General features: G+C 33.6%; 29 protein-coding genes and 1 tRNA gene. 16 read left to right on the top strand and 14 right to left on the bottom strand.

Annotated features, from left to right (window positions below):
• Nucleotides 1–31 precede the first annotated feature (31 nt).
• Genes fabZ through msrA form a run of 4 tightly spaced genes read left to right on the top strand, consistent with a single transcriptional unit; the run spans nt 32 to nt 3,079 of the window.
• A complete protein-coding gene (gene fabZ, locus O5633_RS05935) occupies nt 32–439 on the top strand; it encodes a 3-hydroxyacyl-ACP dehydratase FabZ (protein WP_269611322.1) in 408 nt (135 codons plus the stop codon).
• A 4-nt stretch (nt 440–443) separates the two neighbouring features.
• Nucleotides 444–1,295 carry an acyl-ACP--UDP-N-acetylglucosamine O-acyltransferase gene (gene lpxA / locus O5633_RS05930; RefSeq protein ID WP_269611215.1) on the top strand — a complete coding sequence of 284 codons (852 nt, stop codon included), beginning with the start codon at nt 444–446 and terminating at the stop codon, nt 1,293–1,295.
• Nucleotides 1,296–1,298: 3 nt separating this feature from the next.
• Nucleotides 1,299–2,474 carry a lipid-A-disaccharide synthase gene (lpxB, locus tag O5633_RS05925; protein WP_269611214.1) on the top strand — a complete coding sequence of 392 codons (1,176 nt, stop codon included), beginning with the start codon at nt 1,299–1,301 and terminating at the stop codon, nt 2,472–2,474.
• Nucleotides 2,471–3,079, top strand: a complete 609-nt coding sequence (gene msrA, locus O5633_RS05920; protein WP_269611213.1) for a peptide-methionine (S)-S-oxide reductase MsrA — start codon at nt 2,471–2,473, stop codon at nt 3,077–3,079. The genes lpxB and msrA overlap by 4 nt, the downstream gene beginning before the upstream one ends.
• 4 nt (nt 3,080–3,083) lie before the next feature.
• On the opposite strand, the gene O5633_RS05915 is transcribed toward msrA, so the two are convergent.
• Nucleotides 3,084–4,571, bottom strand: coding sequence for a leucyl aminopeptidase (locus tag O5633_RS05915; protein WP_269611211.1), 1,488 nt, complete (start codon nt 4,569–4,571; stop codon nt 3,084–3,086).
• A 37-nt stretch (nt 4,572–4,608) separates the two neighbouring features.
• On the bottom strand, nt 4,609–5,208 hold the full coding sequence (locus O5633_RS05910) for a GIY-YIG nuclease family protein (RefSeq protein ID WP_269611210.1): 600 nt from the start codon (nt 5,206–5,208) through the stop codon (nt 4,609–4,611).
• Between the two features lie 320 nt (nt 5,209–5,528).
• Between O5633_RS05910 and O5633_RS05905 the strand changes: the two genes are divergently transcribed.
• From O5633_RS05905 to pyrF, 3 genes are read left to right on the top strand one after another with little or no spacing between them, the layout of a single operon-like run.
• On the top strand, nt 5,529–5,846 hold the full coding sequence (locus tag O5633_RS05905) for a DUF1825 family protein (RefSeq protein ID WP_011295249.1): 318 nt from the start codon (nt 5,529–5,531) through the stop codon (nt 5,844–5,846).
• Between the two features lie 26 nt (nt 5,847–5,872).
• Nucleotides 5,873–7,120, top strand: coding sequence for a tyrosine--tRNA ligase (gene tyrS / locus O5633_RS05900; RefSeq protein WP_269611208.1), 1,248 nt, complete (start codon nt 5,873–5,875; stop codon nt 7,118–7,120).
• An 8-nt stretch (nt 7,121–7,128) separates the two neighbouring features.
• Entirely contained in the window at nt 7,129–7,854 is a 726-nt protein-coding gene (gene pyrF, locus O5633_RS05895; RefSeq protein WP_269611207.1) for an orotidine-5'-phosphate decarboxylase, read from the top strand.
• Nucleotide 7,855: 1 nt separating this feature from the next.
• Here pyrF and plsY read toward each other — a convergent pair whose 3' ends face one another.
• The 5 genes from plsY to O5633_RS05870 are packed head-to-tail and all read right to left on the bottom strand — an operon-like array spanning nt 7,856 to nt 12,056.
• Complete coding sequence (plsY, locus tag O5633_RS05890) at nt 7,856–8,455, bottom strand: glycerol-3-phosphate 1-O-acyltransferase PlsY (RefSeq protein ID WP_269611206.1); 600 nt, start codon at nt 8,453–8,455, stop codon at nt 7,856–7,858.
• A gap of 20 nt (nt 8,456–8,475) precedes the next feature.
• Nucleotides 8,476–9,504, bottom strand: coding sequence for a DUF3086 domain-containing protein (locus O5633_RS05885; RefSeq protein ID WP_269611205.1), 1,029 nt, complete (start codon nt 9,502–9,504; stop codon nt 8,476–8,478).
• A 16-nt stretch (nt 9,505–9,520) separates the two neighbouring features.
• The gene (locus O5633_RS05880; RefSeq protein WP_269611203.1) at nt 9,521–9,949 is read right to left on the bottom strand and encodes a DUF3119 family protein; all 429 of its coding nucleotides are present in this window, start codon (nt 9,947–9,949) and stop codon (nt 9,521–9,523) included.
• 5 nt (nt 9,950–9,954) lie between these two features.
• Nucleotides 9,955–10,704, bottom strand: coding sequence for an MlaE family ABC transporter permease (locus O5633_RS05875; RefSeq protein ID WP_269611202.1), 750 nt, complete (start codon nt 10,702–10,704; stop codon nt 9,955–9,957).
• Nucleotides 10,704–12,056 carry an MFS transporter gene (locus tag O5633_RS05870; RefSeq protein ID WP_269611320.1) on the bottom strand — a complete coding sequence of 451 codons (1,353 nt, stop codon included), beginning with the start codon at nt 12,054–12,056 and terminating at the stop codon, nt 10,704–10,706. Before O5633_RS05870 ends, O5633_RS05875 begins: the two co-directional genes overlap by 1 nt.
• Before the next feature lie 137 nt (nt 12,057–12,193).
• Between O5633_RS05870 and O5633_RS05865 the strand changes: the two genes are divergently transcribed.
• Nucleotides 12,194–12,264 (top strand) — tRNA-Gly (locus tag O5633_RS05865).
• Nucleotides 12,265–12,270: 6 nt separating this feature from the next.
• Here the strand turns inward: O5633_RS05865 and O5633_RS05860 are convergent.
• On the bottom strand, nt 12,271–14,331 hold the full coding sequence (locus O5633_RS05860) for a glycogen debranching protein (RefSeq protein ID WP_269611201.1): 2,061 nt from the start codon (nt 14,329–14,331) through the stop codon (nt 12,271–12,273).
• A gap of 761 nt (nt 14,332–15,092) precedes the next feature.
• Between O5633_RS05860 and O5633_RS05855 the strand changes: the two genes are divergently transcribed.
• From O5633_RS05855 to O5633_RS05835, 5 genes are all read left to right on the top strand, one after another.
• Nucleotides 15,093–15,368 carry an HU family DNA-binding protein gene (locus O5633_RS05855; protein WP_011295240.1) on the top strand — a complete coding sequence of 92 codons (276 nt, stop codon included), beginning with the start codon at nt 15,093–15,095 and terminating at the stop codon, nt 15,366–15,368.
• A gap of 183 nt (nt 15,369–15,551) precedes the next feature.
• Nucleotides 15,552–15,878: a hypothetical protein gene (locus O5633_RS05850; protein WP_269611200.1), complete on the top strand. Its 327-nt coding sequence runs from the start codon at nt 15,552–15,554 to the stop codon at nt 15,876–15,878.
• 147 nt (nt 15,879–16,025) lie between these two features.
• Nucleotides 16,026–16,298 (top strand): hypothetical protein, encoded by a 273-nt coding sequence (locus O5633_RS05845; RefSeq protein ID WP_269611198.1) that lies wholly within the window; start codon nt 16,026–16,028, stop codon nt 16,296–16,298.
• A gap of 175 nt (nt 16,299–16,473) precedes the next feature.
• Nucleotides 16,474–16,662: a hypothetical protein gene (locus O5633_RS05840; protein ID WP_269611197.1), complete on the top strand. Its 189-nt coding sequence runs from the start codon at nt 16,474–16,476 to the stop codon at nt 16,660–16,662.
• 56 nt (nt 16,663–16,718) lie between these two features.
• Nucleotides 16,719–16,958: a hypothetical protein gene (locus O5633_RS05835; protein WP_269611196.1), complete on the top strand. Its 240-nt coding sequence runs from the start codon at nt 16,719–16,721 to the stop codon at nt 16,956–16,958.
• Here O5633_RS05835 and O5633_RS05830 read toward each other — a convergent pair.
• A complete protein-coding gene (locus O5633_RS05830; protein WP_269611195.1) occupies nt 16,955–17,167 on the bottom strand; it encodes a hypothetical protein in 213 nt (70 codons plus the stop codon). The two genes, O5633_RS05835 and O5633_RS05830, sit on opposite strands and share 4 nt — an antisense overlap.
• 56 nt (nt 17,168–17,223) lie before the next feature.
• Nucleotides 17,224–17,517 (bottom strand): high light inducible protein, encoded by a 294-nt coding sequence (locus O5633_RS05825; protein WP_269611194.1) that lies wholly within the window; start codon nt 17,515–17,517, stop codon nt 17,224–17,226.
• 566 nt (nt 17,518–18,083) lie between these two features.
• Between O5633_RS05825 and O5633_RS05820 the strand changes: the two genes are divergently transcribed.
• The 3 genes from O5633_RS05820 (at nt 18,084) to O5633_RS05810 (ending at nt 20,617) form a co-directional block, all read left to right on the top strand.
• Complete coding sequence (locus tag O5633_RS05820; RefSeq protein WP_269611193.1) at nt 18,084–18,446, top strand: NAD(P)H-quinone oxidoreductase NdhF; 363 nt, start codon at nt 18,084–18,086, stop codon at nt 18,444–18,446.
• A gap of 133 nt (nt 18,447–18,579) precedes the next feature.
• Nucleotides 18,580–19,797, top strand: a complete 1,218-nt coding sequence (locus tag O5633_RS05815; protein WP_269611192.1) for a glycosyltransferase — start codon at nt 18,580–18,582, stop codon at nt 19,795–19,797.
• A gap of 67 nt (nt 19,798–19,864) precedes the next feature.
• Complete coding sequence (locus O5633_RS05810) at nt 19,865–20,617, top strand: sugar transferase (RefSeq protein ID WP_269611191.1); 753 nt, start codon at nt 19,865–19,867, stop codon at nt 20,615–20,617.
• Here the strand turns inward: O5633_RS05810 and cbiB are convergent.
• The 4 genes from cbiB to O5633_RS05790 all read right to left on the bottom strand — a co-directional run bounded on the left by cbiB (nt 20,614) and on the right by O5633_RS05790 (nt 24,089).
• Nucleotides 20,614–21,615 carry an adenosylcobinamide-phosphate synthase CbiB gene (cbiB, locus tag O5633_RS05805; RefSeq protein WP_269611318.1) on the bottom strand — a complete coding sequence of 334 codons (1,002 nt, stop codon included), beginning with the start codon at nt 21,613–21,615 and terminating at the stop codon, nt 20,614–20,616. The two genes, O5633_RS05810 and cbiB, sit on opposite strands and share 4 nt — an antisense overlap.
• Nucleotides 21,616–21,635: 20 nt before the next feature.
• A complete protein-coding gene (gene ilvC, locus O5633_RS05800) occupies nt 21,636–22,625 on the bottom strand; it encodes a ketol-acid reductoisomerase (RefSeq protein WP_269611190.1) in 990 nt (329 codons plus the stop codon).
• 127 nt (nt 22,626–22,752) lie between these two features.
• A complete protein-coding gene (locus tag O5633_RS05795; RefSeq protein ID WP_269611189.1) occupies nt 22,753–23,355 on the bottom strand; it encodes an ATP-dependent Clp protease proteolytic subunit in 603 nt (200 codons plus the stop codon).
• A 59-nt stretch (nt 23,356–23,414) separates the two neighbouring features.
• Entirely contained in the window at nt 23,415–24,089 is a 675-nt protein-coding gene (locus tag O5633_RS05790; RefSeq protein WP_269611188.1) for an ATP-dependent Clp protease proteolytic subunit, read from the bottom strand.
• Nucleotides 24,090–24,118 lie beyond the last annotated feature (29 nt).

The raw sequence follows: 24,118 nt of genomic DNA, 5'->3' as shown, positions 1-24,118 counted from the left end.
TGAACCTCTTGTTTTAAATAGCGAGCAAATAATGGGGCTTTTGCCACATAGATATCCTTTTGCGCTTGTTGACAGAGTGATAGAACATGATCCAGGAAAGAAAGCTATAGCCATAAAGAATGTCACTCTTAATGAGCCTCAATTCCAAGGCCATTTCCCTGAAAGACCCTTAATGCCAGGAGTCTTAATAGTTGAAGCAATGGCTCAGGTCGGTGGTTTGATTGTTTCTCAAATGCCTAATCTTCCAAAAGGTCTTTTTGTTTTTGCTGGGATTGATTCAGTTAGGTTTAGGCGTCCAGTGGTTCCTGGTGATCAATTATTAATATCTTGTGAATTGATAAGCATTAAAAGGAAGAGATTTGGGAAAATTAGGGGAGAAGCAAAAGTTGGTGAAAAGTTGGTTTGTTCTGGAGATTTGATGTTTTCTCTTGTGGATTGAAGTGATGAGTGAACTTGAATCCTCTGAAAGTTTTATAGGAGATAACAAAGTTAATATTCATGACTTTGCGGATGTGTCTCCTAAGGCTGAACTTGGGAAAGGTGTATGTGTTGGTTCAGGAGCTGTTATTGGTCCAGATGTGATCGTTGGTCCCAATACTTGGATTGGACCAAATGTAATTATTGATGGAAAAGTAAAAATAGGATCAAATAATAAGATTTTCCCAGGTGCATGTATTGGATTAGAACCTCAAGATCTGAAATATAAAGGAGACTCTACTGATGTTTTAATTGGAGATAATAATACTTTTAGAGAATGTGTAACTATTAATAGGGCTACCTTTAAAGGTGAGAAAACTATAGTTGGGGATCAAAATTTATTAATGGCTTATTCACATTTAGGACATAATTGTGAAATTGGAAACAGTGTAGTAATTGCTAATAGTGTGCAGATTGCAGGTCACGTTATTGTTGAAGATAGAGCTGTTATTGGAGGTTGTTTGGGGATACATCAATTTGTTCATATTGGTTATCTAGCTATGGTCGGAGGCATGACAAGAGTTGATAGAGATGTTCCTCCATATTGCATAGCAGAAGGTCATCCAGGAAGAATGCGGGGACTAAATAAAGTTGGAATCAAAAGGAAAAGTATAGATAAAGGAAATAAAGAAGAATATCTACAATTGAAAAGAATTTGGAATTTATTATTTAAATCTGAATATGTAATTTCTGATGGTTTGAAAATTGCAAGACAAGAAAACTTACTCCAATCCTCCGCAAGGTTATGTGAATTTATAGAACTTTCTATTGGGAAAGGAAGAAGAGGTCCAATGCCTTATTTAACTCCAAATAAATAAATAATGAAGTTATTAATCAGCACTGGTGAAGTCTCTGGTGATTTGCAAGGAAGTTTATTAATAAAGGCTTTAAAGACTAATGCAGAAAAAAGAAAAATTGAATTAGAGATAATTGCTTTAGGTGGTCAAAGGATGAGAGAAGCTGGGGCTCAATTAATATCTAATACTTCTTCAATAGGGGCAATTGGCTTTTTAGAAGCTCTTCCTTATGTTCTACCAACTTTAAATGCACAATCAAAAATCGATAATTATTTAAGTTCTTCCCCTCCTGATGCAGTTGTTTTAATTGACTATATGGGGCCAAATATTCGACTAGGGTTAAAAGTAAAAAAAAAGTTTCCTAATATTCCAATAATTTATTATATTGCACCTCAGGAATGGGCGTGGAGATTAGGTGATTCAGGTACAACTGATTTGATTAGTTTTACAGATAAAATATTAGCTATCTTTGAAGATGAAGCTAAGTTTTATTCAAATAAGGGAGGAAATGTAGAATTTGTAGGTCATCCAATGTTGGATTTCTATAGAAATATTCCTACTAGAGAAGAATCATTCAGAAAAATAGGATTAACCTCTGAGCAGAAACTTCTTCTTCTTATTCCTGCTTCTCGTAAACAAGAGCTTAAATATATTTTACCCACATTGCTTAAAGCAGCTAAGCTTCTTCAAGAAAAGGATCCTTCAATCATTGTCCTTATACCTTCTGGTTTAAAAGAATTTGATGAAATTTTAAATAATGCATTAAATAAATACGGTGTATCTGGAAGAATTATATTGTCGGATGAAGTTGATGATATAAAGCCATTTTTGTTTTCGGCTGCTAATCTAGCTTTTGCTAAGTCAGGAACAATAAATATGGAATTAGCTTTAAACTCAGTTCCACAAATCGTTGGATATAAAGTGAGTAGAGTTACCGCTTTTTTTGCACGATATTTATTACAATTCAATGTTAAATATATTTCACCAGTTAATCTTCTTTTAAATAAAATGTTAATACCAGAGTTTATACAAGAGGATTTTAAAGCTGAAAAAATCTTTAATGAAGCATTAAAAATCCTTGAAGATAAATCGTCACAAGAAGAGATAAGGATTGGTTATGAAAAATTGAAAGATAAATTAGGAAAACCTGGAGTTACAGATAGAGCATCAAAAGATATTCTAGACTTATTAGTTAAATGATTCCTATGACTAAAATCTTTAAAATATTAATAGTAACATATATGCTTTTGCAACTATTAATAGTTTGGCCGATGCAAGCATTCGCTGAATCAGAAGAAGCTATTTTTGCAGGTGGTTGTTTTTGGTGCTTAGAACATGATCTGGAGAAACTTGATGGAGTTGTTTCGGCAGAAAGTGGATATTCCGGAGGAGATCTAATTAATCCAACCTATGAAAATCATAGTGGTCATCAAGAGGTTGTAAAAGTTAATTTTGATCCCAATCTTATTAGTTATAAAGACTTGCTTCAACAGTATTGGGTGAATATAGATCCTTTTGATGACAAGGGACAATTTTGTGATAGAGGTGATTCATATAAACCTGTTATTTTTACATCTAATCAAGAACAAAAGAGTGATGCAAAAGAGAGTCAAGAAAAAATCTCTGTTGCATTAAATATACCCTTAGACCAATTAAAAGTTGATATTATTGACTCAAAAGCCTTTTGGATAGCTGAGAAGTATCATCAAGACTTTGCAGTTAAAAATCCACTTAAATATAATTTTTATAGAACGAGTTGCGGTAGAGATAATAGACTAAAAAGGGTCTGGGGTAAAGATAAGTAATTTATTAATTCGCGTTGAGATTCAATTCTTTAATCCAATTAACTAATGTTCTTACTCCATAACCAGTTGCACCCTTTGGATTTATATCTCTGTCTTTTTCAGTCCAACATGTACCTGCTATGTCAATGTGAGCCCATGGAATGCTTGAATTCACAAATTCTTTTAGAAACAATGCAGCAGTAATAGATCCCCCTGGCCTAGGACCTGTGTTTTGTAAATCAGCAATAGATGATTTAATTCCAGATTTATATGAATCTTGCATAGGCATTCTCCAAATACCTTCCCCAGCTTTACCAGCAGCTTTAGTTAATTGTTCAGAGAGCTGATCATTGTCAGTCCATAACCCTGCTATTTCATCTCCCAATGCAATAACACAAGCCCCGGTAAGAGTAGCTAGATCAACGATCGCATCAGGTTTAAGTTTGCATGCATAAACCAAAGCATCAGCTAACGTTAATCTTCCCTCTGCATCGGTGTTGTTTACTTCAATGGTTTTTCCGTTCGAGGCTTTGATAATATCTCCTGGATGCAATGCAGAACCATTAATCATATTTTCGCAAGCAGCAACAATAAAATGAACCTCGGTGTAGCTTGGCTTAAGTTCTGCGATTACTCTTGCTGTTCCAAGAACAGCAGCACTACCTCCCATGTCATACTTCATTTTTTCAATTTGAGAGGCACCTACTTTTAAGTTGTATCCGCCGGAGTCAAAAGTTAAGCCTTTACCAATTAATACGACTTTGTTTTTTACGGTTTTTGGTGAATATTTTAAGTGTATAAAATATGGCTTTAGATCTGATCCTTTAGCAACTGCTAAGTAAGCTCCCATTCCTTGATCTTCGCACTCTTTTTTGTCAAGAATTTTTAAATCCAGATCAAAATCATTGGCTAATTTTTCAGCCTCTTTAGCCATTTGATATGGGGTAAGAACATTTGGGGGGGCTGAAACAAGCTCTCTGGCAAATTTAACTCCATCGCAAATTGGATTTATTTCAGCAATGTCTGATTTAGTGGTGTTGGTATCCAAGCCTATCAATTCAACTTCATCTAAAGAAGTAGGTTTTTTTGATTCTGATTTGAATCTAAGATCTTTAATAGATGACAATCGAACTGCTTCGCCAACTGCGCAAGCAGCTGAAGAAGGTTCAAATGCATCCCAAGGGAAAAATATTCCTAACTTTCTTCCATAACCTGAAACTTGTCGAGCACCAATTGCAGCTGCCTTACGTAGATCATTAATTTGAAGAGTTTCGGCCTTACCTAAGCCTACAAAGATTACTTTTTTTATTTCGCCTTCAATGAGTTCAATAGAAAACTTCTGACTTTTTTTGCCTTCGAACTTTTCATCATTAAACCTTTTACTGAGAAAATCATCTTTTATTAAAGTCTTAAATAAATTTGTTTGACTTTCGATTGTTCCTTCCAAAACCCCAGCAATAAGAACTGATCCTGACCATTCGTTAATTTCTTTGGAGACTGCTGAAATTTGCATTTAATTTTTATACTTGTATTTATGATAACAATTTTTACTAATTACTTTGAGAAGTAAAAGGCGTTGCCCATATTTCCCTTGTCTCTTTATTAAATGGTGGAAGCCAAATTTGTATAAGCTTTTGCTCTAATTTTCTTCTTTCCTTGGTTTTAATTGGAACATCAAGCCAAAAACGAATGCTAAACCTGGAAGACATATTTGCCTTATGCAAAGAATCCGAATAATTTGAAAGATAATTTTTACAGTCATGTTCCCCTTTCCACCTCTTTTCTGCGGAAGTTGTTTCTCCGATATATAAAATTATATTTTCATTAGAATCAATAATTTTATCCATTACAAAATAAACCGCAGGTCCCTCATGCATTGCTTTTGGCCACCTCCAAAAACTTAAAGGTAAAGGAGAAAGATCGATTGGGTTGAAAGATTCGTTTAACTCTCCTGAAATAGATTCAAATAGTGAAGATTGATTTATATGCTTATAGCCGTATTTAAAAATGGGAGATTGATGATTAATGATTTTTTCTTGCCATTCCTTGATTATTTTTTTTTCAATAAATATATCTTTAAGATGATTTCTTTCCGAAGGATTTAAATCAAAATTGTTAAATAAATTATATTGTCGATCGAATTTTATCATTTTTAAAAGGTTAAAATCAAAGTTAATTTTTAATTAATATTTTCATTATGATATGACCATGATTTTATATTATTTTGAGTTGGAACAGTTTGAGCTTAGCTTGTCAAGATCAAATAAAAAGTGTTTTTATTCATTAGTAAGTTTTTATGTAACTTGAGAAAGAATTATATTTTTTTTAGGTGGTGTGGCTATTTACACTCACTAAGCAAATGTTTTTTGGTGAAAATGGTCTACACTTATTAGTAGATTTCAATGCTACAATCATTGTCAGTCGTTGAATTCAAAATCGAGCAATTGAATTATCTTCTAGGTTTAAGGATATGAGTTTTTTTGAGTCCGAAATTGTTCAGGAAGAGGCAAAAAAACTTTTCACTGATTATCAGAATCTGATGCAATTAGGCTCTGATTATGGCAAATTTGATAGAGAAGGGAAAGTAATGTTTATTGATACTATGGAGAATTTAATGGAGAGGTATAAAGTTTTTATGAAACGATTTGAACTTTCAGAAGATTTTCAGGCAAAAATGACAGTAGAGCAGTTAAAGACTCAGTTGAGTCAATTTGGGATTACTCCAGATCAAATGTTTGATCAGATGAATAAAACTTTGGTGAGAATGAAATCAGAATTGGATAAATGATTATTAACCTTTTTAATGTTTAGACTATGTTAGAAAAATTCTATGAATTACCTAATTGGATCTCTAGAGGTTTAGATGATCTTTTCCCTTACGATGATTCAATTGATTCAGATCAAAGCTTTATAAAGAGATTAGAACTTTCTTCTTTAAAAAAAAGTCCTTTACGAGTAAAACTTGGAATTGACCCAACAGGAACTGATATTCATATAGGTCATAGTATTCTTTTTAGAAAATTAAGAGCTTTTCAAGATGCTGGACACACTGCAGTACTTATAATCGGAGATTTTACAGCAAGGATTGGAGATCCAACTGGAAAGAGTAAAACTAGAATTCAGCTTTCTAAAGATGAGGTTGAATCAAATGCATTGAATTATCTTGAACAATTAGGCCTAGGTAAAGAACCCAAAGATTCATTACTTGATTTTTCAACTCCTAGTCGCTTAGAAATTAGAAGAAATAGTGAGTGGCTTGAAAATCTTAATTTGTCTAAAGTTATAGAACTTTTGTCAAATTCAACTGTTGGTCAAATGCTAGCCAAGGAAGATTTTAGTAATCGATATAAATCTGGTACTCCCATATCTCTTCATGAATTTCTCTATCCTCTTCTTCAAGGATATGACTCAGTTGCAATCAATGCTGATGTAGAACTTGGTGGTACAGATCAGAAATTTAATATTGCTATGGGTCGAGATCTGCAACGAGCTTTTGGACAGAAACCTCAATTTGGAATGCTATTGCCTATTTTAGTTGGATTAGATGGGACACAAAAAATGAGTAAAAGTTTAGACAATATTGTAGGTATAAATGAAGATTCATTATCTATGTATTCTAAATTAGAAAAGGTTCCAGATGATTTAGTTTTTAGTTATTTGAATTTACTAACTAATGAAAACTTAAAAGAGTTAAGTTCAAATCCAAGAGAGGTTCAAAAATTTATGGCTTTAAAAATAACATCTAATTTTAAAGGAATTGAAGCCGCAAAAAAAGCTCAATTTAATTCTGAAAAATTAGTTTTAGGTTCTCAAGAATCTCTTGATGAAATACCAGAGGCTTCAATTTCTAATGTAAATTTTCCAGCTAAAGCATTTTATTTATTTAGTAAGATGGAAATGTGTTCAAGTAGCAGTGAAGCAAGAAGACAAATTATTGGAGGTGGAGTTAGAATTGATGGAAAAAAAATTATGGATCCTAATTTAGAATTTGATAATCCAGATGATCTCATAGGAAAAATATTGCAAGTAGGAAAGAAAAAATTTCTTCGTGTTTCAAACTGATAGTTTTTATGACAAATATTGATAATTCAAGTGAAAAAATAATTATTGCCTTAGATGGTATGGATAAGAATAATGTTTTCAAATTACTGGAAAAAATACCTGAAATTACCTGGGTTAAAGTTGGACTCGAATTGTTTGTGACTGAAGGACCAGATATATTGTCAATTTTAAGAGATAAGGGGAAAAAAATATTTTTAGATCTTAAATTTCATGATATTCCAACTACAGTTGCCAAAGCATGTTTTGTCGCCTCACAAACTGGTGCTGAATTTATTTCTTTGCATACTTGTGCCGGCATGAAGGCTTTAAAGATGGCAAATGAAGCTGCATATGAAGGAGCCTCCAAAGTTAATTTAAAGCCGCCAAAACTTTTGGGGATAACAATCTTGACTAGTTGGAATCAAGAGGGCCTTGCTAATGATCTATTGATCAATCAATCAATAGATCAACGTGTTATGCACCTAGCAGAGATTGCCTCTAAGTCTGGTTTAGGAGGATGTGTCTGCAGCCCTCGAGAGGTTCAATTCCTCCGTAAAGTTTATCCTGAGACTTTTGAGTTAATAACACCAGGAATCCGGTCAATAGATTCAGACATTAACGATCAATCTAGGGTCTCTGATGTATCCGAAGCCCTTAAGATGGGAGCTTCAAAACTAGTTATTGGAAGAGCAATTACCCAATCAAATGACCCTGCTTATATGTTCAAAAGTTTTTGCGATAAAGCTGTTATTTAATTTATTTAGGGTTTCCGATTTTCGGCTCTTTACCTTTAATCAGTCTAACTATATTCTCTCGATGTCTCCAAATGACTAAAATCATAGCTAATAATGAAATTAATAGATATGGAAGAGAAGTACTTGAACTTTTAAAACTTAGAAACATTATTAAAGGTAGAGCTAAGGCAGAACTAATACTTGCAAGTGATACTATTCTAAATAATGTAATGACTACTAAAAATATGCCTAAAGTGGCAAGTCCAACTTGCCATGAAAGGCCGAGAAATACTCCTAATCCTGTAGCTACAGCTTTACCACCTTTCCAATTTAGCCATATGGGCCAAATGTGACCAATTAAAGTTGATAGACCAATAGCTACTTGCCATGAATCATTTAGGAGGAAATATTTTGCCAATAAAATAGATAGAATTCCTTTTAAAACATCTAGTATAAAAACTGTAATCGCTGCGCGTTTCCCAATATGTCTTAAAACATTTGTTGCTCCGGTTGACCCTGAACCTAATGAACGAATATCAATTCCTTTAGTAATTCTTCCAGCTAAATAACCACTAGGAAAAGATCCAAATAAGTATCCTAAAAATAGAATTAATAGATTCAAAATAGTTCAAATAGCAATTTTTATATTAAATCATCTTCTTCATAAATTTCATTTGGACTTCCTGCAAAGGCTATCCAAGTCGGGAACTGAAGAATTGGAATTTCTATATTTATCTCTGCTGCATCAATAATTATAAAAGGTAATTCACCTCTTTCTTCAAGTCGATCTGCTCTTTCAATTAGTCCATCGGATCTCTCGAAAAGGACTATTCCGCTATTTGGTCCAAAATCCTCGCGATTAAGTCCTAAGGCATCTTGGAGACATCTTCTCCATTCCCCCAGTCTTTCTGGCTGACTTGCTAAAACCAAAGTCTGAAATTGTTCGCCGTATAACTCACCTAAAATGGCAATAATCCCTGATGCAACTAGAGCATTTTTAGATCTATTGCCTCTACTAGGTTGAGCACCTCTACCACCCATGCTAAAGAACCAATCTTCGAGGATTTCAACATCATTATCCTCTAAACTCCTTCTAAGTTTCCAGGGCTCTGCATAAAAATCTGGTTGTTCCAGAAATTGACTAAAACATCTCCTTATTAATTTCTCATCAGGTTTGAAAGTATCTGAGACAGCAATGATGGTTTCTTGTTCTTTCGAAGGCGCAATTTTTTTATTTTCATCAAGTGGAGATGGCTTAACTATTACTGGCGGTACAACAAGTTCTAATTGCTCTGCTGATTGAGCTAAGTCTTGTAAGGCACCAGTTAAATATTCCTGAAAACCTTTAACTTTTCGAGCGATTGCGTCAGATTGACCTGAAAACGACTTTTTAAGTTCAGTCTCGATTTGTATTTTCTTTTTCGAAAGTTCTTCTAGTTCTTTTTCTAAATTTTCACGTGAAAGCTTAAGATCTTTAAGAGCAAGGTTAATTAAATTCTGTGTCTGTTCATTAGAGATGTTTTTGTTGTTTTCAGGCTTATTGATAATTGGTGATTCAGTTTGTTTCTCTAGAGGCTTTTGATGTGTAATTTTTAAAGGTGAAGAATTACCCACAGAAATATTCTGATTTAGATTTTGTTTTTCTTTAGATAGATTTTCCTCGGATTCCATATTTCAAAAACTTCAATTAATTTTTATATTTTGATGATTCTACTTCTTTTTCTACTTCTAAATCCTTAACTCTTAACCTTAGCTGTTCCTTTAATGAGTTGACCTCAAAAACTATGGGCAATAGATGAGGGCTTGCTTCTTCTCTAAAGTATAAAAAACCTGGCAATTTAGGTAAAATAATTCTCCAGGCAATCCAATTTTTAAAAGGAAATCTTCTTAATTCATTACCAAGTTGCATGACAATTAAATCGTCCTTAGTAAATTTTAATTTTAAGGTAAAAGATTGCAATAATAGAAAAAAACCAAAACTGCTAATTAAGATAGTTGGCCAAGGATGAATTGGTGTAATTAAAAATAATAAGCCCAAAAATACTATAAAGATGGGTAAACGATATGACGGAGACAAAATTACACTATCTTTGTCAAGTGGATTTTCAGAAGTCATAATTTTCAAGCAAAAAGAACTTGGGTGAGTAAAACATCTACTAAGGAAACTGTTATTAGAGTCATTACTACTGCTCCAGTAGTACTTGATCCTACTTCTTTTGGTCCTCCTCTAGTAGTTAAACCCCATCCGCAAGCAATTATTGCGATTAAGAAACCAAACACTAATGCTTTAACAAGCATAAATGGCAGATCAGATGTTATTAACCATTCTCTTACGGAATTCCAAAAGATGCTTGGTGGAATTTTATATAGAATAGTGCTGCTAAATTGCCCGCTAAATAAAGCTATAGAAAAAAACAATAAGCATTGTATTGGCGCCATTACAACCATTGCGCAAAGTCTTGGCACTACTAGATATTCAACTGGATCTGTTTGTAACATCGTAATTGCATCAATTTGTTCAGTAACTTTCATTGTCCCTATTTGAGCGGCATAAGCAGTTGCAACTTTTCCAGTAAGAAGAGTTGCGGTCAGTAAAGGAGCTATTTCTCTCGCCATTCCAATTGCTAAAAGGCCGCCTACTGCAGAACCCAAACCTTGTTTACTCAATTCTGCGGCGACCTGAATATTGAAAACCGTTCCTGCCGCAATGCCTGTTATGAGAACGATAATGAAGCTACCCGGTCCTGCTTCCATTAATTGATCTATTAAATCTGATTTATTGATTTTTCCATTAGCTATTGATGCAATTGCTTGTCCTCCGATTAACAAGCTGCTAAAGAATCTTCTTAGCCATCGAGGTGAATAATTCATTAACCTAAACTTTTAGATTTAAAATCCAAACTTCGCCAGGGTTTCATAGTTATTAATCCAGCAATCACAAGAAAAGAAGGTATTAATCCCATGCATAATCTAATAGTGATAATTGCAGTTAAAGGTTGATCTAAATCACCAAAACTTGATAAGCAATTAGTTGATGACTTATATCCTGCTAAAGATAAAAGAACACCTAAGAATTGAACGCTTAAACCAATACCAATTTTTTGAATAAATACCATCCATGCTGTATATATTCCTGAGGGCTTCTCTGGATCTCTATCAATAGCATCTGGGAGTAAGGACCAAGGAATAAGATAGGCTGTTGATGCTCCAAAGCCTACTAATGTTATTATTAACAAAAGGATTAGCATTTTCATGCTTTCAAAATTATTGAATAAATATAAACTATTTATACTTACACCTTTTGCTATAGGGGGCATAAACATAACTAAAAGGCAAGCTAATATCCAAATTTTACCCCCTTTGAAAAGAGCCGATATTCTCCCGTATTTGTTTGAGTAAAAGCTCCAAAACTGTAGACCTACTAGCGTACTTATTTGAAATGGTATTGGGATCCACTTTGAAATTTCAATTGGAACAAGCATTACTTGTTCAAGATAGATTAATGAAACAGTTTGCATTAATTGAAGTCCGCACCAAAGAAGCAAATAAAGAGTAATAATTCGTGTGAAGAGTTTATTATTTAAAACTCTTTTTAGTTGTTGATTAAAAGGCTCAGTTTGAGAAGCAGGCTTTCTAGCTTTTTTAGCAAATGGGGCAAGTCCCCAACAAGCAATTAAAGTTGTAAAAGTAGCAATAATTCCTGTTACTCTCCCCATTGAAGAATAGCCTTCAACTCCTTTAGATAAGAAGCCTGCGGCTACTATTAACCCAGTGGTTCCTGCCAAAATAGACCCAGTAAATCTAGCCGCGTTTAGTCTTGTCCTAATAGCTATATTTTCAGTTAGCTCTGTAGATAATGCGGCAAAAGGCAGATTTACCGCTGTGTAAGCAGTCATCAAGAAAATTGCAGCGAAGACGTAATAAGTCGTTTTTGCTCCTAGCTCTCCCGGAGGTACCCACCACATTGCTGCAAGGAAAAAACCAAGGGGAACAGCACCTCCTACCATCCAAGGAAGTCTTGGCCCCCATCTTGATCTGGTGTGATCACTCATCCATCCAATTAGTGGATCATTTATCGCATCCCAAAGTTTTGAAACCATGAGCAAGGAGCCTGCAATAAATGCAGGAATTCCTGCAGCACAAGTGAAAAATAAAAATAGGTAAGTACCTAGCTGTATCGCGGCTAAACCCGTGCCAGCATCTCCCATTGCATAAGAGATCATTAGTCTTGTGCGATTATTTTCTTCGTAAATCGATGTGGACTTATTCACTCTTTTTTGGATAATGGGACTCGCAAGGTAATAATGGAAGAAGCTAAATTAATTTTTACTCCAAATGAGAGTAGATCATTAGTTCTAGCGCGGGCGTAGTTTAGTGGTAAAACCTCAGCCTTCCAAGCTGATGATGCGGGTTCGATTCCCGCCGCCCGCTTGATTCTCATAATTTGATTTTTTTTGAATAATCACTGGAGACCACAAGCACTAGACTGTTACTTTCGATACGTATATTTGATTGATTCTCTAATGGTTTTCTAGAGATATTTTTATTTTTTAAAACAGAGGTATCAATATATTTTTTCCATGGAGAAATTGGAGTTGGTAATTCAAAAAGCATTGCTTCTTTGTAAGCATTAAAGCCAAGCCAAACTGCTGAGCCCTCATTGTTTTTGTTTATGCTAAATCCAATAGTATGCGACCAGTCACTCCAGTCAGGTTTATTAAGTTTAATGCCATGCCACTGAATCCAAAAATCAGAAGTTTTGACCTTGGTATTTTCTTTTTGGCAATCATAAATACTATTAGGACTAAAAAACTCTGGTAGTTGTTTCCTTAGAGATATGAGCTTCATAACAAATTCTTTTAAGTCTTGATCCCAATTTTTATGATCCCAATCCATCCAACCAAGTGGGTTGTCTTGACACCATGTGTTGTTATTCCCTCCTTGGCTTCTGCCCACCTCGTCTCCCATTAAAAGCATTGGAATTCCAGGAGATAAAAGAAGCGTTGAAATAAGATTTCTTTGTTGTCTTTGCCTTAAATTATTTATTTTTTTATTAGTAGTTGGCCCTTCAATTCCGTAATTATAACTATTGTTATTATTCTCTCCATCTCGATTATTTTCCCCATTTGCAAGATTATGCTTTTTATTAAAACTTACTAGATCTTTTAACGTGAATCCATCATGAGAAGTTATGAAATTAATACTAAATATATTTGCAAAATTATTATCATTGTATAGTAATTTATTCCCTATTAATCTATCTTTAAGTGACCATATTGTACCTTTTTCCCCCTTCCAAAATCTTCTAATATCATCTCTAAAGTGTCCATTCCATGTCCTAAATTCTTTTGCTGGGAAATCTCCTAGTTTATAAAGTCCTCCACAATCCCATGGCTCACTTATTAATTTCACATCACTAAGCTTAGGATCTGCTTCGATTTCTTCAAATAAGGGAGGTTTATCTAAAGGAATTAAGTTTTCGCCTCTACTCAAAGCAATACCTAAGTCAAAACGAAATCCATCAACGCCTAACTCAATTGCCCAACAACGCAATGATTCTAATATTAATTTTCTAACTAAAGGACGATTAGCAGCAATACTATTTCCACATCCACTCACATCTTGATAATTTCCCTTTTCATCTTGATGGTAGTAAGTTTTAGGACCAAAATTTTTCCAACTTATACTTGGACCATTTTGATTCCCTTCTGTTGTGTGATTATAAACAACATCGATTAATACTTCTAGCTCATTATCATGGCAAACTTCTACAAACTTTTTGAATTGTTCCCTTGCTTCTAAAGGATTACAACTATCTACAAAACCTTGATGTGGTGTGAACCAATTAATAGGGCTATACCCCCAATAGTTAACTAGTCCTTCAGGGGCATCATTAGAATCAAAAGCAAATACTGGAAGTAGTTCAATAGATGTAATACCTAAACTTTTAAGATAAGGTATCTTTTCAATTAATCCTATAAATGTACCTTTCTTCCTTTCGCTAATATTTGAATCATTGCTTTTAGTAAACCCACCAACATGTAATTCATAAATAATTGTTTTATTCCATGAATGTTTAGGTCTTGGGTGGGATTTGAAATCAAAATAATCTCTTTTAGTTACTACTCCCTTTAGGTGATTAGCATAACCTTTGCTCACTTTCTCTTTTGGATATCTTATGTAATTTCCCCACCCTGTAATTGCTCTGGCACATGGATCTAAAACAATATGTTCCTCGGCAACCATATACCCGTCAATTGATACTTTATATCCATATAACGTTCCTTCAGTTAGTCCCTCTATTTCAACGTGCCAATAATCCCCTGACCTGTTTTTCTGATCTAAGGATATTGTTTCTTTTGCATACTCGTCATCTTCATTTTGGAAGATTAGTAATTCTACATTTGTTGCATGTGGAGCTGCGATAGAGAAATTAACCCCATCAAGAGTAACTGAGCTACCCAAAGGCCATGCTGAACCAACTTTTACTTTTCCCAATTGTGTTTGACCTTTATGAAAATAATCAAGTAACTTTCCCTACAACTTAGGTGTTTAGTTTGTTTTAACAAGATATGAAAAACGAAATCTAATTTTAAAAGAAATTTTATTAGGCATTTGATGCTTTTTTAAATGAATACTAAATTGTTTTTGCGAGAAATTACGTTGTTTTTACGTCTGGTTTTTGAACTAGTTCAAATATATTCTATTCCAATTGAAAATTAAATCTTTAGAATGTTTGGAAAAAATAGCAAAAAAAAATCAGAGCTTTTTAGCAATTACGGCTTCACAATGGATGTCCTAGAGCTAGAAAAATCTGGTTTTTTGATTTATTGCGCTCTTTTTTTTGTGTGGGTATTATTTTGTAACACCAATAAATGTGCGGTTCTGCAGACCTTTGTTAATTCGCGAGAATTTAATAAAATGTGTGATTTTTGTTAAAAAAAATAATTAATTTTAAACTTCAGTGCTGCTCTCGATTATAAATTTTTAAAATTATCTTTCGAGAAGCCTTGCCCTGACAAGCTTCTTGGCAAAGATGGAGAATATGCATTTTTTTTTTTAGCTGCTTAGTTCAAGCCTTTGAGGCATTGTTGAATCAACAAAAAATGCATATATAGTTTTAAAAAGCTTACTGTCACAAGCTCTTTAGGTTGCAGGTAAGTGATTTGGTCCATACCATTAGCAAGATTGAGCTTTTTGGAAACTAATCATCTATTGGTTTCCCTCCTCTTACTCCCTGCTACATACAATCCTTTCCAATGAACAAAGCAGATTTAGTCAACCTAGTTGCAGCTCGTACAGAGCTAACTAAAACAGACGTATCTCTGGTAGTTGATGCTGCCATAGATACAATTATTGATTCTGTAGTGGAGGGTAAGAAAGTCTCCATTCTAGGGTTTGGCTCTTTTGAGCCTCGTGATCGTTCTGCACGTCAGGGATTAAACCCTAAAACTGGAGAGAAGATAGCAATACCTGCTAAGCGAGTTCCAGCTTTTACTGCTGGGAAGTTGTTTAAGGACCGTGTTCAGGGTTAAGTTCTTAAAAAGCTGTTTTGCTATCTGACAATTTATTTTTTGTTAGGGACTCTTTAAAAAAGAGTCCTTTTTTTTGTAAAAATCTAAAATTTTAATGATTAAGAAAAATAATTTTTTTTATTCACTCAGGTATTGTTAGTCATATTTAAACAATTATCAACACATTTTATCGGAGATTATATTTTGATTAGTTTTTTATATGAAAAAATCAAATTCGTATCTGCTCTTTTTATATCTATGCTTATTCCTATAAATCCACTGATAGCAAATGAATCCAAAGATTATATGGAAATTGATAAGCTGGTATTTATATGTTATAGAGATATAAAATTTTGCAAGGAAGCATTATTTAAAATAAATGAATATCAAAAAATTGCTTCAAAAAATAAAAAGTTTTCTTGCCAAACTAGATTACTGGGTTTAGAGGCGAATTTAATAATGGCTACGGATTCTAATTTCAAAAGAAAGGAAGCCAAAAGTATTATTGATTCTATCAAGAAATATTGTTAAATATAATCAATAAATTGATCGCTTGATTATTGATTTCTGACTTAGTTAACAAACTAATGTGAAAAACTAGAACAAAATAGGTTTTTATCTGATTTGCCTAAGTAAACTTAGAAATATAAAGATAAAGAAATTCTTCTAACTAAGAAAATGGGCTCCAAAGCTTTTAATTCCAAAAAAACTAATGATAAGGCAACTAAGACCAATAAGGTCAAAGGCAATAAGTTTAAAAAATCAACTTCTAATGATCCAGATGTATTAGTTAACCTGCCAGCTGGCATGAAATATAAAGTCCCAGGAAAGCGTCAGAGAGTTATTATTGGTTCAATAGTAATTGGTTTGAATGTCTTATTAGTTATTAGTGTACTTGTTTACTTTTACAATCCTGCATTTCAAGAGTTTGTTTATAATTTTGGCCGTTAAGAGTGGTTTTATCAACCTAATATTTAAATCATTAAGGACGTGTTAAAGCGATTTCTAAAAATAGGAAAATATTACTATTAAAAAAATAAAAGTAAAGTTTGACTAAGAATTTTTTCTTGATTACTGGGATGGAAGCTTTATATTTTAATGTTTTATTAGAGGCATTTTAGTAGTAATGGTTCAAAAAAGAAGCCAGGATAAAAAGGCGAAAAAGATTCCTCAACAGCGAAAGACAACTCTTAAATGGGGAAGCAATGGGGAGCTATCATCACTTGATATGGTTCGTATATTGGACCGTTTAAACGATCAAGATTTAACTGAATGTGAGATACCTTTAGAAACAGTAAACGAAAAAAAAATATAAATTCCTTTTTTGTCTACGAGAAAAGCTAATATGTTATCAATGATTTATTAGCTTTCATGAAGATAATTATTGCGTTTATATCTCTAATAGCAATAATTTTTGGATATTTATATTATTTTACTGGCTATAAATCCGCTTTTGAAGCTGATCAGCAATGTCATTATGAATTACGATTGAAATCTGTTGAATTAGAAGGCTTGGGTTGTGATCATGATATGGAAACTAATCAATGGATCCTTTATGAAAAAGGAATTAATGACAAGCCTTCTCAAGTTGTTGAACGTTATCGTTATTAACTTATAAATTTATCATTTATTGTCGGGAAAATATATATAGCAATAATTGAAGAGAACAAAGCTGTAATTATAAATGTTGAAAACTGTCCTAATGAGCCTGGAAGATATGTATTTTGAAGGAAATAAAAATCAATAAGAGAACCTATTGTTCCCCAAATAATTACCCAAGCAGATACGTATGAAACACCAACTAATGTTTTTTTATTCATAGCTTTTAAAAAATCAAGTAAGTTAATGGAATAAATATAATGTAAAGATTTGATTTCTAGTTGATTCCAAAAATTTTCAGCGTTGCTGGTTCGCCACCAAAAGCCAATTCAGTAAGTATGAGCATTAAAAAACCTATCATAGCTACTCTGGCATTAACAAGTTCAGCATTTTCATTAAAACCAAAAACTTGTTTTACCTCTTCGCCTTTATTGTTTATCCATTTAGGATATGAATTGAGGTTTTGACTTTGATCAATTGGTTTTGGATCATTTTTAGGTTCAATTGTTTCTGTATCATCTAGATCTGAATTGATACTTTGATTATTGACCTTTGAATCAATCTCAGACATTTTGAATTTAAAACATAGTTATATCTTTAAACTATAAGGGTTTTTTGTTAGAACTTCGTTTTTCTTTGAGATTTAGCAATTTGTTTAGACTGTTTATAGTGAATTACTTTTGCTTTTATTTGGTAAGCAACCTTAATTAAAAAATAATAAGTAAAAATTTTTAAGTTTAATAATTGAAATTGAATTACATATAATCTATATATTTAGAAATTTATATGTTTTTCTATATCAAGAAACAAAAGAGTTATATCAAAATTAAAATTTTTATTATTCCCTTATTAAGTTTTGTTTGACTATTAATTGAGGGCTTGTTTTTACCACAGTTCCTTGCTAGAAAAATATTAAATGTTTTTGTGTAATGAATAGAGGTTTTTCGATTAGGATTGTTGTAAATTCAACTCGATTTTCATGTTTTGTCTTCCAGACCCTATGAAAAAACTTATAGTTGCATATAAAATAAAGCTTGTTTTATAACTATGTTATTAAATCTTACTTGGCTAATCCCTGGGCTACCAATAATTACATCTATTTTTATCGCGGTGCTCTTATTGAGCTTTAGCAAGACAATGAATAGGCTTACAAAGCCTGTATCTTATTCTCTTATTGCCAGTCTTGGTTTCTCTGAGCTAATCAACTTTATTTTATTTAAAGAAAATATAGCAGGACATGATCTTATTTTTGGGGGCAACTTTGAGTTGGTTGTTGATAGACCAGCACTTTTAGTAGCCGAATCAATAGGTTTCCTTTTCTTATTGATTATGCTTTTTTCAGTTGCTAAGTTAAAAAGAAGAAGTGGCTATGTTAGATACTTTGTTTTTCTAGGATTCTTGAGTGGTTTTGTTTACTTGTTTTCTTTTAGTGGTAGTTTATTTCATAACTTTTATGATCCATTAATATCATATATAGATAAAGCAACTATCTCTTTTTAGACAGATTCTTGAGTAAGTCAAAGAGCTGAATCAAAAATAATTAAGGTTTAAATAATTGATGATTTGATATTCTATTGTCATACTATCTAAGTTGTAATAAAATAAAATTAATTTTAGGATTTAAGGTTTTACTTTGAGTGTAAATTCATGTTTAGATCTTCCAAGGAATATCGCATTAGTACATGAATGGTTTACTCCAAGATCAACAGGTGGTGCCGAGAATGTTGTTCAGGTGATCGATGACTTGTTGACTGAAATCTCTTCACAGCCAGAACTTTTTTCTTTAGTTAATGAAGGAAATTTACCAAAAACTAGCTGGTTATTAAATAGAAAAGTAAGAACTAGCTTTATTCAAAAATTACCATTCGGGATCTCACATGTTCAAAAATATTTACCCCTTTTGCCTTTTGCAATTGAGCAACTTGATCTAGCAGGATATCCATTGGTTATAAGCAGTAGTCATCTTGTGGCAAAGGGCATTTTGACGTCACCTGATCAACTTCATATTTGTTATGTACATACACCTGTCAGATACGCTTGGGATCAGATGAATATATATTTGAAACGATCTTTTTTAAGAAGAATAGGGTTAGGACCATTAATTAGATGGCAATTGCATAGTTTGAGACAATGGGATCAACTAAGCAGCTCAAGAGTTGACTACTTAATTGCAAATTCTAATTTTACGGCAAAAAGGATTTGGAAATACTGGAGAAGGCGCTCTGAGGTTTTACACCCGCCCGTTAATGTCAATCGTTTCGATTGGAATTTGCCTCGAGAAGATTTCTATTTAAGTGTCTGCAGATTGGTTCCTAATAAAAGGGTTGATTTACTTGTGAGAGCTTTTAATAGGCTCAAATTGCCATTAATTGTTGTTGGAGACGGAGTTGAAAAAGCATATTTAACAGACCTTGCAGGTCCAACGGTTCAAATTCTCGGTTTTCAAAGTAAGGAGAATATTGAAAATCTAATGAGCAAATGTAGAGCTTTTGTTTATGCGGGTATTGAGGATTTTGGAATCGCTCCTGTGGAAGCAATGGCTTCGGGGGCTCCTGTCATAGCTTTTGGTAAAGGTGGGGTCCTAGATACAGTTAAATGCTTTAACTCTAAATCGAATAAAATAGCAACTGGTCTCTTGTTCCCTGATCAGACAGTGAAGTCTTTGGTTGAAGCCGTCGAATATTTTAAGGAAAAGCAACTGTGGAAAGATTTAAATCCTGAGTTAATTAGAGATTGGGCTAATTCTTTTTCTCAGGATTCATTTAAATTTAGATTTGAGAAAACCATAAATAGAGCTTGGAATGAGCATCTTAATTCTTGTGACATTGACACTAGTGACCTTAGGCCTTGATCAAGAAAATCTTTATTAAGTATGGTGTGATTTTATTGCAGTCTTGAGCTTACTAACTCAATAATCTGTGCAAACTAATCCTAGAAAATCTTTATTACGATGGTCTGAGTTCCGTAAAGGATCTCCAATAATTCCTTTTGAAGTTATCTCGAAAGAACCTTCTTCTTTGCCTGCTGTAGAAATAATAAGAAATCAGAGTCGATATGGACGCACATTAAAAAGGATAGGGGATGTTATTTTTTCTTTGCTGGTTTTAATTTTAGGATCACCAATATTTATTTTTATTGGCATATTAGTAAAGTTAAGTTCTCGTGGCTCTGTTTTTTATATTCAAAAAAGAGTAGGAAGAAATTATAGAGAATTTGGATGTATTAAGTTTCGTACTATGTATAAAAATGCTGATGAATTACTACCAAATTTATTAGAGAAATATCCTCTTATGAGAAAGGAATTTGAAAAAGATTTTAAATTACGTCAGGATCCTAGGGTAACAAAATTAGGTAGATTTCTTCGACGATCTAGTCTGGATGAATTACCTCAATTCTTTAATGTTTTAAAAGGGGAAATGAGTGTCGTTGGGCCAAGACCAATTGTTAGTAATGAGATTAACAAATATAGTCTTTTTATGGAAGAAGTTATATCTGTGAGACCAGGACTGACCGGATTATGGCAGGTAAGTGGTAGAAATAACCTTAGTTACAAAAAAAGGGTTGAATTGGATTTGTTATATGCAAGAAATAGAAATTTCATACTTGACTTAGAAATAATTATTCTTACATTAGGTGTTTTACTTTTTCCAATGGATAGAGGTGCTTTTTAAATTAATAAATTAATTAATTTCATTATTAAGGAAAAACCTAATAGCCAGGCAAGTTGAAGTCTAAGACTCAAATTAAGTATCTTTTTGACAGAATTTATACTTGCTATTGGATAGGACTTTGCAATTATGGGTTTTATTTTTTTCACGCCTTTATAATAGTTTACTCCTCCCATTCTTACTTCAGCACAATAAGCAAATATTGCTTCGGAAATACCTGAGTTTGGAGAAGAATCAACAATTCCATCTTTCCAGGAATCCCTTATTGTTTTGTAAATTGATTGATTTGTCTTACAACAAAAAGGAAGCGTAATTAATACAATCCTTGAAGGAATCCATACCATTAGATCATCCAGCTTCGCACCGGTAAAGCCAAGCCACTTTAATTTTCCCTCTTTGTATCCAAGCATTGAATCAATAGTGCTAGATGATTTAAAGATCCATGCCATTGCTAATGGCCCAGGCATAGATTGATTGAATTCCCAGAAAATAGTTCCTAAAAACATCCAAAATAATGGCGCAAAAATGCCATCCACAGAATTTTCACTTGCTGTCTCCGCTGCGGCTCTAAGAATCTCATTAGTATCTAAATTCTCAACATCTCTACCAACTATAAGACATAATTTTTGTCTCAAATCACGTAAATTTTCACTATGAATTTCTTTGCTTATTAAATTTAAAATTTCTAATATACTTTTATTTAGACTTCTTGATGCAAGCGAACTACTTAAAACAAAAGCAAAAATTAATGTACTTAATATAGGATTTTTTGTATCAAAAAATAAAAATAATCTTTCTATAATCCATCCAGAAATTCCACTTAATGATACGACCATAAGTGTAATTATTAAGCCTCCAATATATAACTTTGATTTATTTTCTTTCTTAATTCCCTCAGTTAATCCTTTCAAAAAACTAATAATCCAACCCATGAATTGGACTGGGTGTGGCAAGCTTTTGGGATCACCTATTAAAAGGTCAAGAATAACTGCAACTAAAATTAAAAAAATGATTTTTAGTCTTATTTAAGCCAACTAAACATCGAACGAAGTGTTTTTCCTACTTTTTCTATTGGAAGCTCTGAGTCTTTTTGGCGAATTTTCTTCATTTCAGGTTTGCCTGCTTCGCATTCTTTTACAAAGTTCATAGCAAAAGTACCATCTTGAATATCGGCAAGAATATTTTTCATTTCTTCTTTTGTCTCTTTGGTTATTAATCTTGGTCCGCTTACGTAATCTCCATATTCAGCTGTATTTGAAATCGAATCCCTCATTGCAGTAAGACCTCCTTTAACCATGAGGTCAACGATTAATTTGACTTCATGTAAGCATTCAAAGTAGGCCAATTCAGGTTGATAACCTGCTTCTACAAGAGTTTCAAAACCTGCTTTGACTAACTCTGATAGGCCTCCGCACAAAACTGCTTGTTCTCCAAAAAGATCAGTTTCTGTTTCTTCTTTGAAATTAGTTTCTAAAATCCCAGCGCGTGTGCCGCCGATACCTTTTGCATATGCCATCGCAAGTGATCTTGCATTGCCGGAGGCATCTTGCTCAATTGCAAATAAAGCTGGAACCCCTTGACCATTTTGATACTCCCACCTGACAGTGTGACCTGGTCCTTTTGGGGCAATCATTACAACATCGACAAATTCAGGTGGTTTTATTAATTCAAAGCGAATATTGAAACCATGCGCAAAACTTAGTACTTTGCCTGGTTTTAAATGAGGAGCTATCTCTTTGTTATAAACATCTTTTTGAAACTCATCAGGCAAAAGTACCATAATCCAATCTGCCTTCTCAGAAGCCTCTGCGACGCTTAAAACTTCCAATCCATCAGAAGTTGCTTTGCTCGCTGAGCGACTTCCTTCATAAAGTCCAACAACAACTTTGATACCACTATCTTTTAAATTCAATGCATGGGCGTGGCCTTGAGATCCATAGCCAATAATTGCAACGGTTTTATCTTGAAGAAGACCTAGGTCTGCATCGGAGTCGTAAAAAAGTTTTGCCATGTGTTTGGTATTTCAGAACTAATTAAGGCTGAGCTTACGAAATAGAGTGCTATCGAAACTACTGCCATTGATATATTTTTTTGACTATCAAGACAATTTAATTAATAAGAACAACAAATTTCTCATCTTAACTTTCGCTTGGATGGGTTATCACTCGATCGATTAGGCCATAGACTTTTGCTTCTTCCGCGCTCAAAAAGTAATCACGATCAGTATCTTTTTCTATCTTTTCATATGTTTGTCCCGTCATCTCTGCCATGGATTTATTGAGCATTTCTTTTATTCTAAGAATCTCTCGTGCTTCAATTTCTATGTCACTCGCTTGTCTTTGAGCAGTACCACCTAGTGGCTGGTGGATCATGATTCTGCTATGGGGTAGTGCAAGCCTTTTACCTTTTGTTCCTGCAGAGAGTAAAAAAGCACCCATTGAGGCCGCTAAACCAACACAAATGGTTACCACGTCACTTTTTACATATTTCATAGTGTCATAGATGGCTAAACCCGCTGTTACGGAGCCTCCAGGACTATTGATATACAAATAGATCGGCTTACTACTGTCTTCAGAATCAAGATAAAGCATTTGTGCTACGAGGCTATTTGCAATGCCGTCATTTACTTCTTGACCAAGAAATAGAATTCTCTCCGCACCAAGTCTTGTATATATATCAACCCATCTTTCGAATTGACTTCCTGGAAGACGGTATGGAACGCTTGGAGTACCGATAGGCATGGCTAATTTAATGTTGAGTAATTGATGTTAATGATTAAAAAATTGGAAAAATTATTCGATTATTTGGGCAAAACTCTCTCGCTTGGCAAGTCTTTTCTACTCGTAAGAACACGATCTATAATCCCATAATCTACTGCTTCATGTGGGTTTAGATAACTCATTCGATCTGAGTCTTTGGATAATTGATCTACTGATCTTCCAGTGTTATGACTAAGGATTTCTAGCATTGCTTTCTTGTTGTGAATGACCTCATTCGCTCTGATTTGAATATCAGTTGCTTGGCCTTGAGCACCACTTCTAGGCTGATGAAGAACAATTGATGCATGTGGTAATGCCGCGCGTTGCCCTTTTGTCCCAGCCGAGAGTATTACTGCAGCGGTCCCCATGGCTTGCCCTATGCAAATGGTATGGACTGGGGGTTTTACGTATCTTAGAGTGTCGCAGATTGCAAAGGCTTCAGTTTCAAATCCGATTGCATCTCCTGTGTACCAGCTTGTTCCAGTTGAGTTAATGTAAAAATAAATAGGTTTCTCAGAATTATCAAATTCCAGAAAAAGAAGTTGGGCAATAATTAGTTCAGTTACATCCATTCCGAGTTGCCTTTTGGCATCATCATCGGAAAATAGTGGCAAGCCTAAATAAACTATCCTTTCTTTTAGAAGAAGTGATGGTAAATCAGGTGGCGGAGTTCTCATTACGGCAGAATCGCCATAATACGGAGCAGATGTGGTCATTATGAAGTGAAGTCCTATTGGATTTGAGC

The organism is Prochlorococcus marinus str. MIT 1013 (genome assembly GCF_027359395.1).
GTDB lineage: Bacteria > Cyanobacteriota > Cyanobacteriia > PCC-6307 > Cyanobiaceae > Prochlorococcus_B > Prochlorococcus_B marinus_E.
The sequence above is the reverse complement of the archived record's forward strand: the minus strand, read 5'-3'. Positions and strand labels throughout refer to the sequence as shown.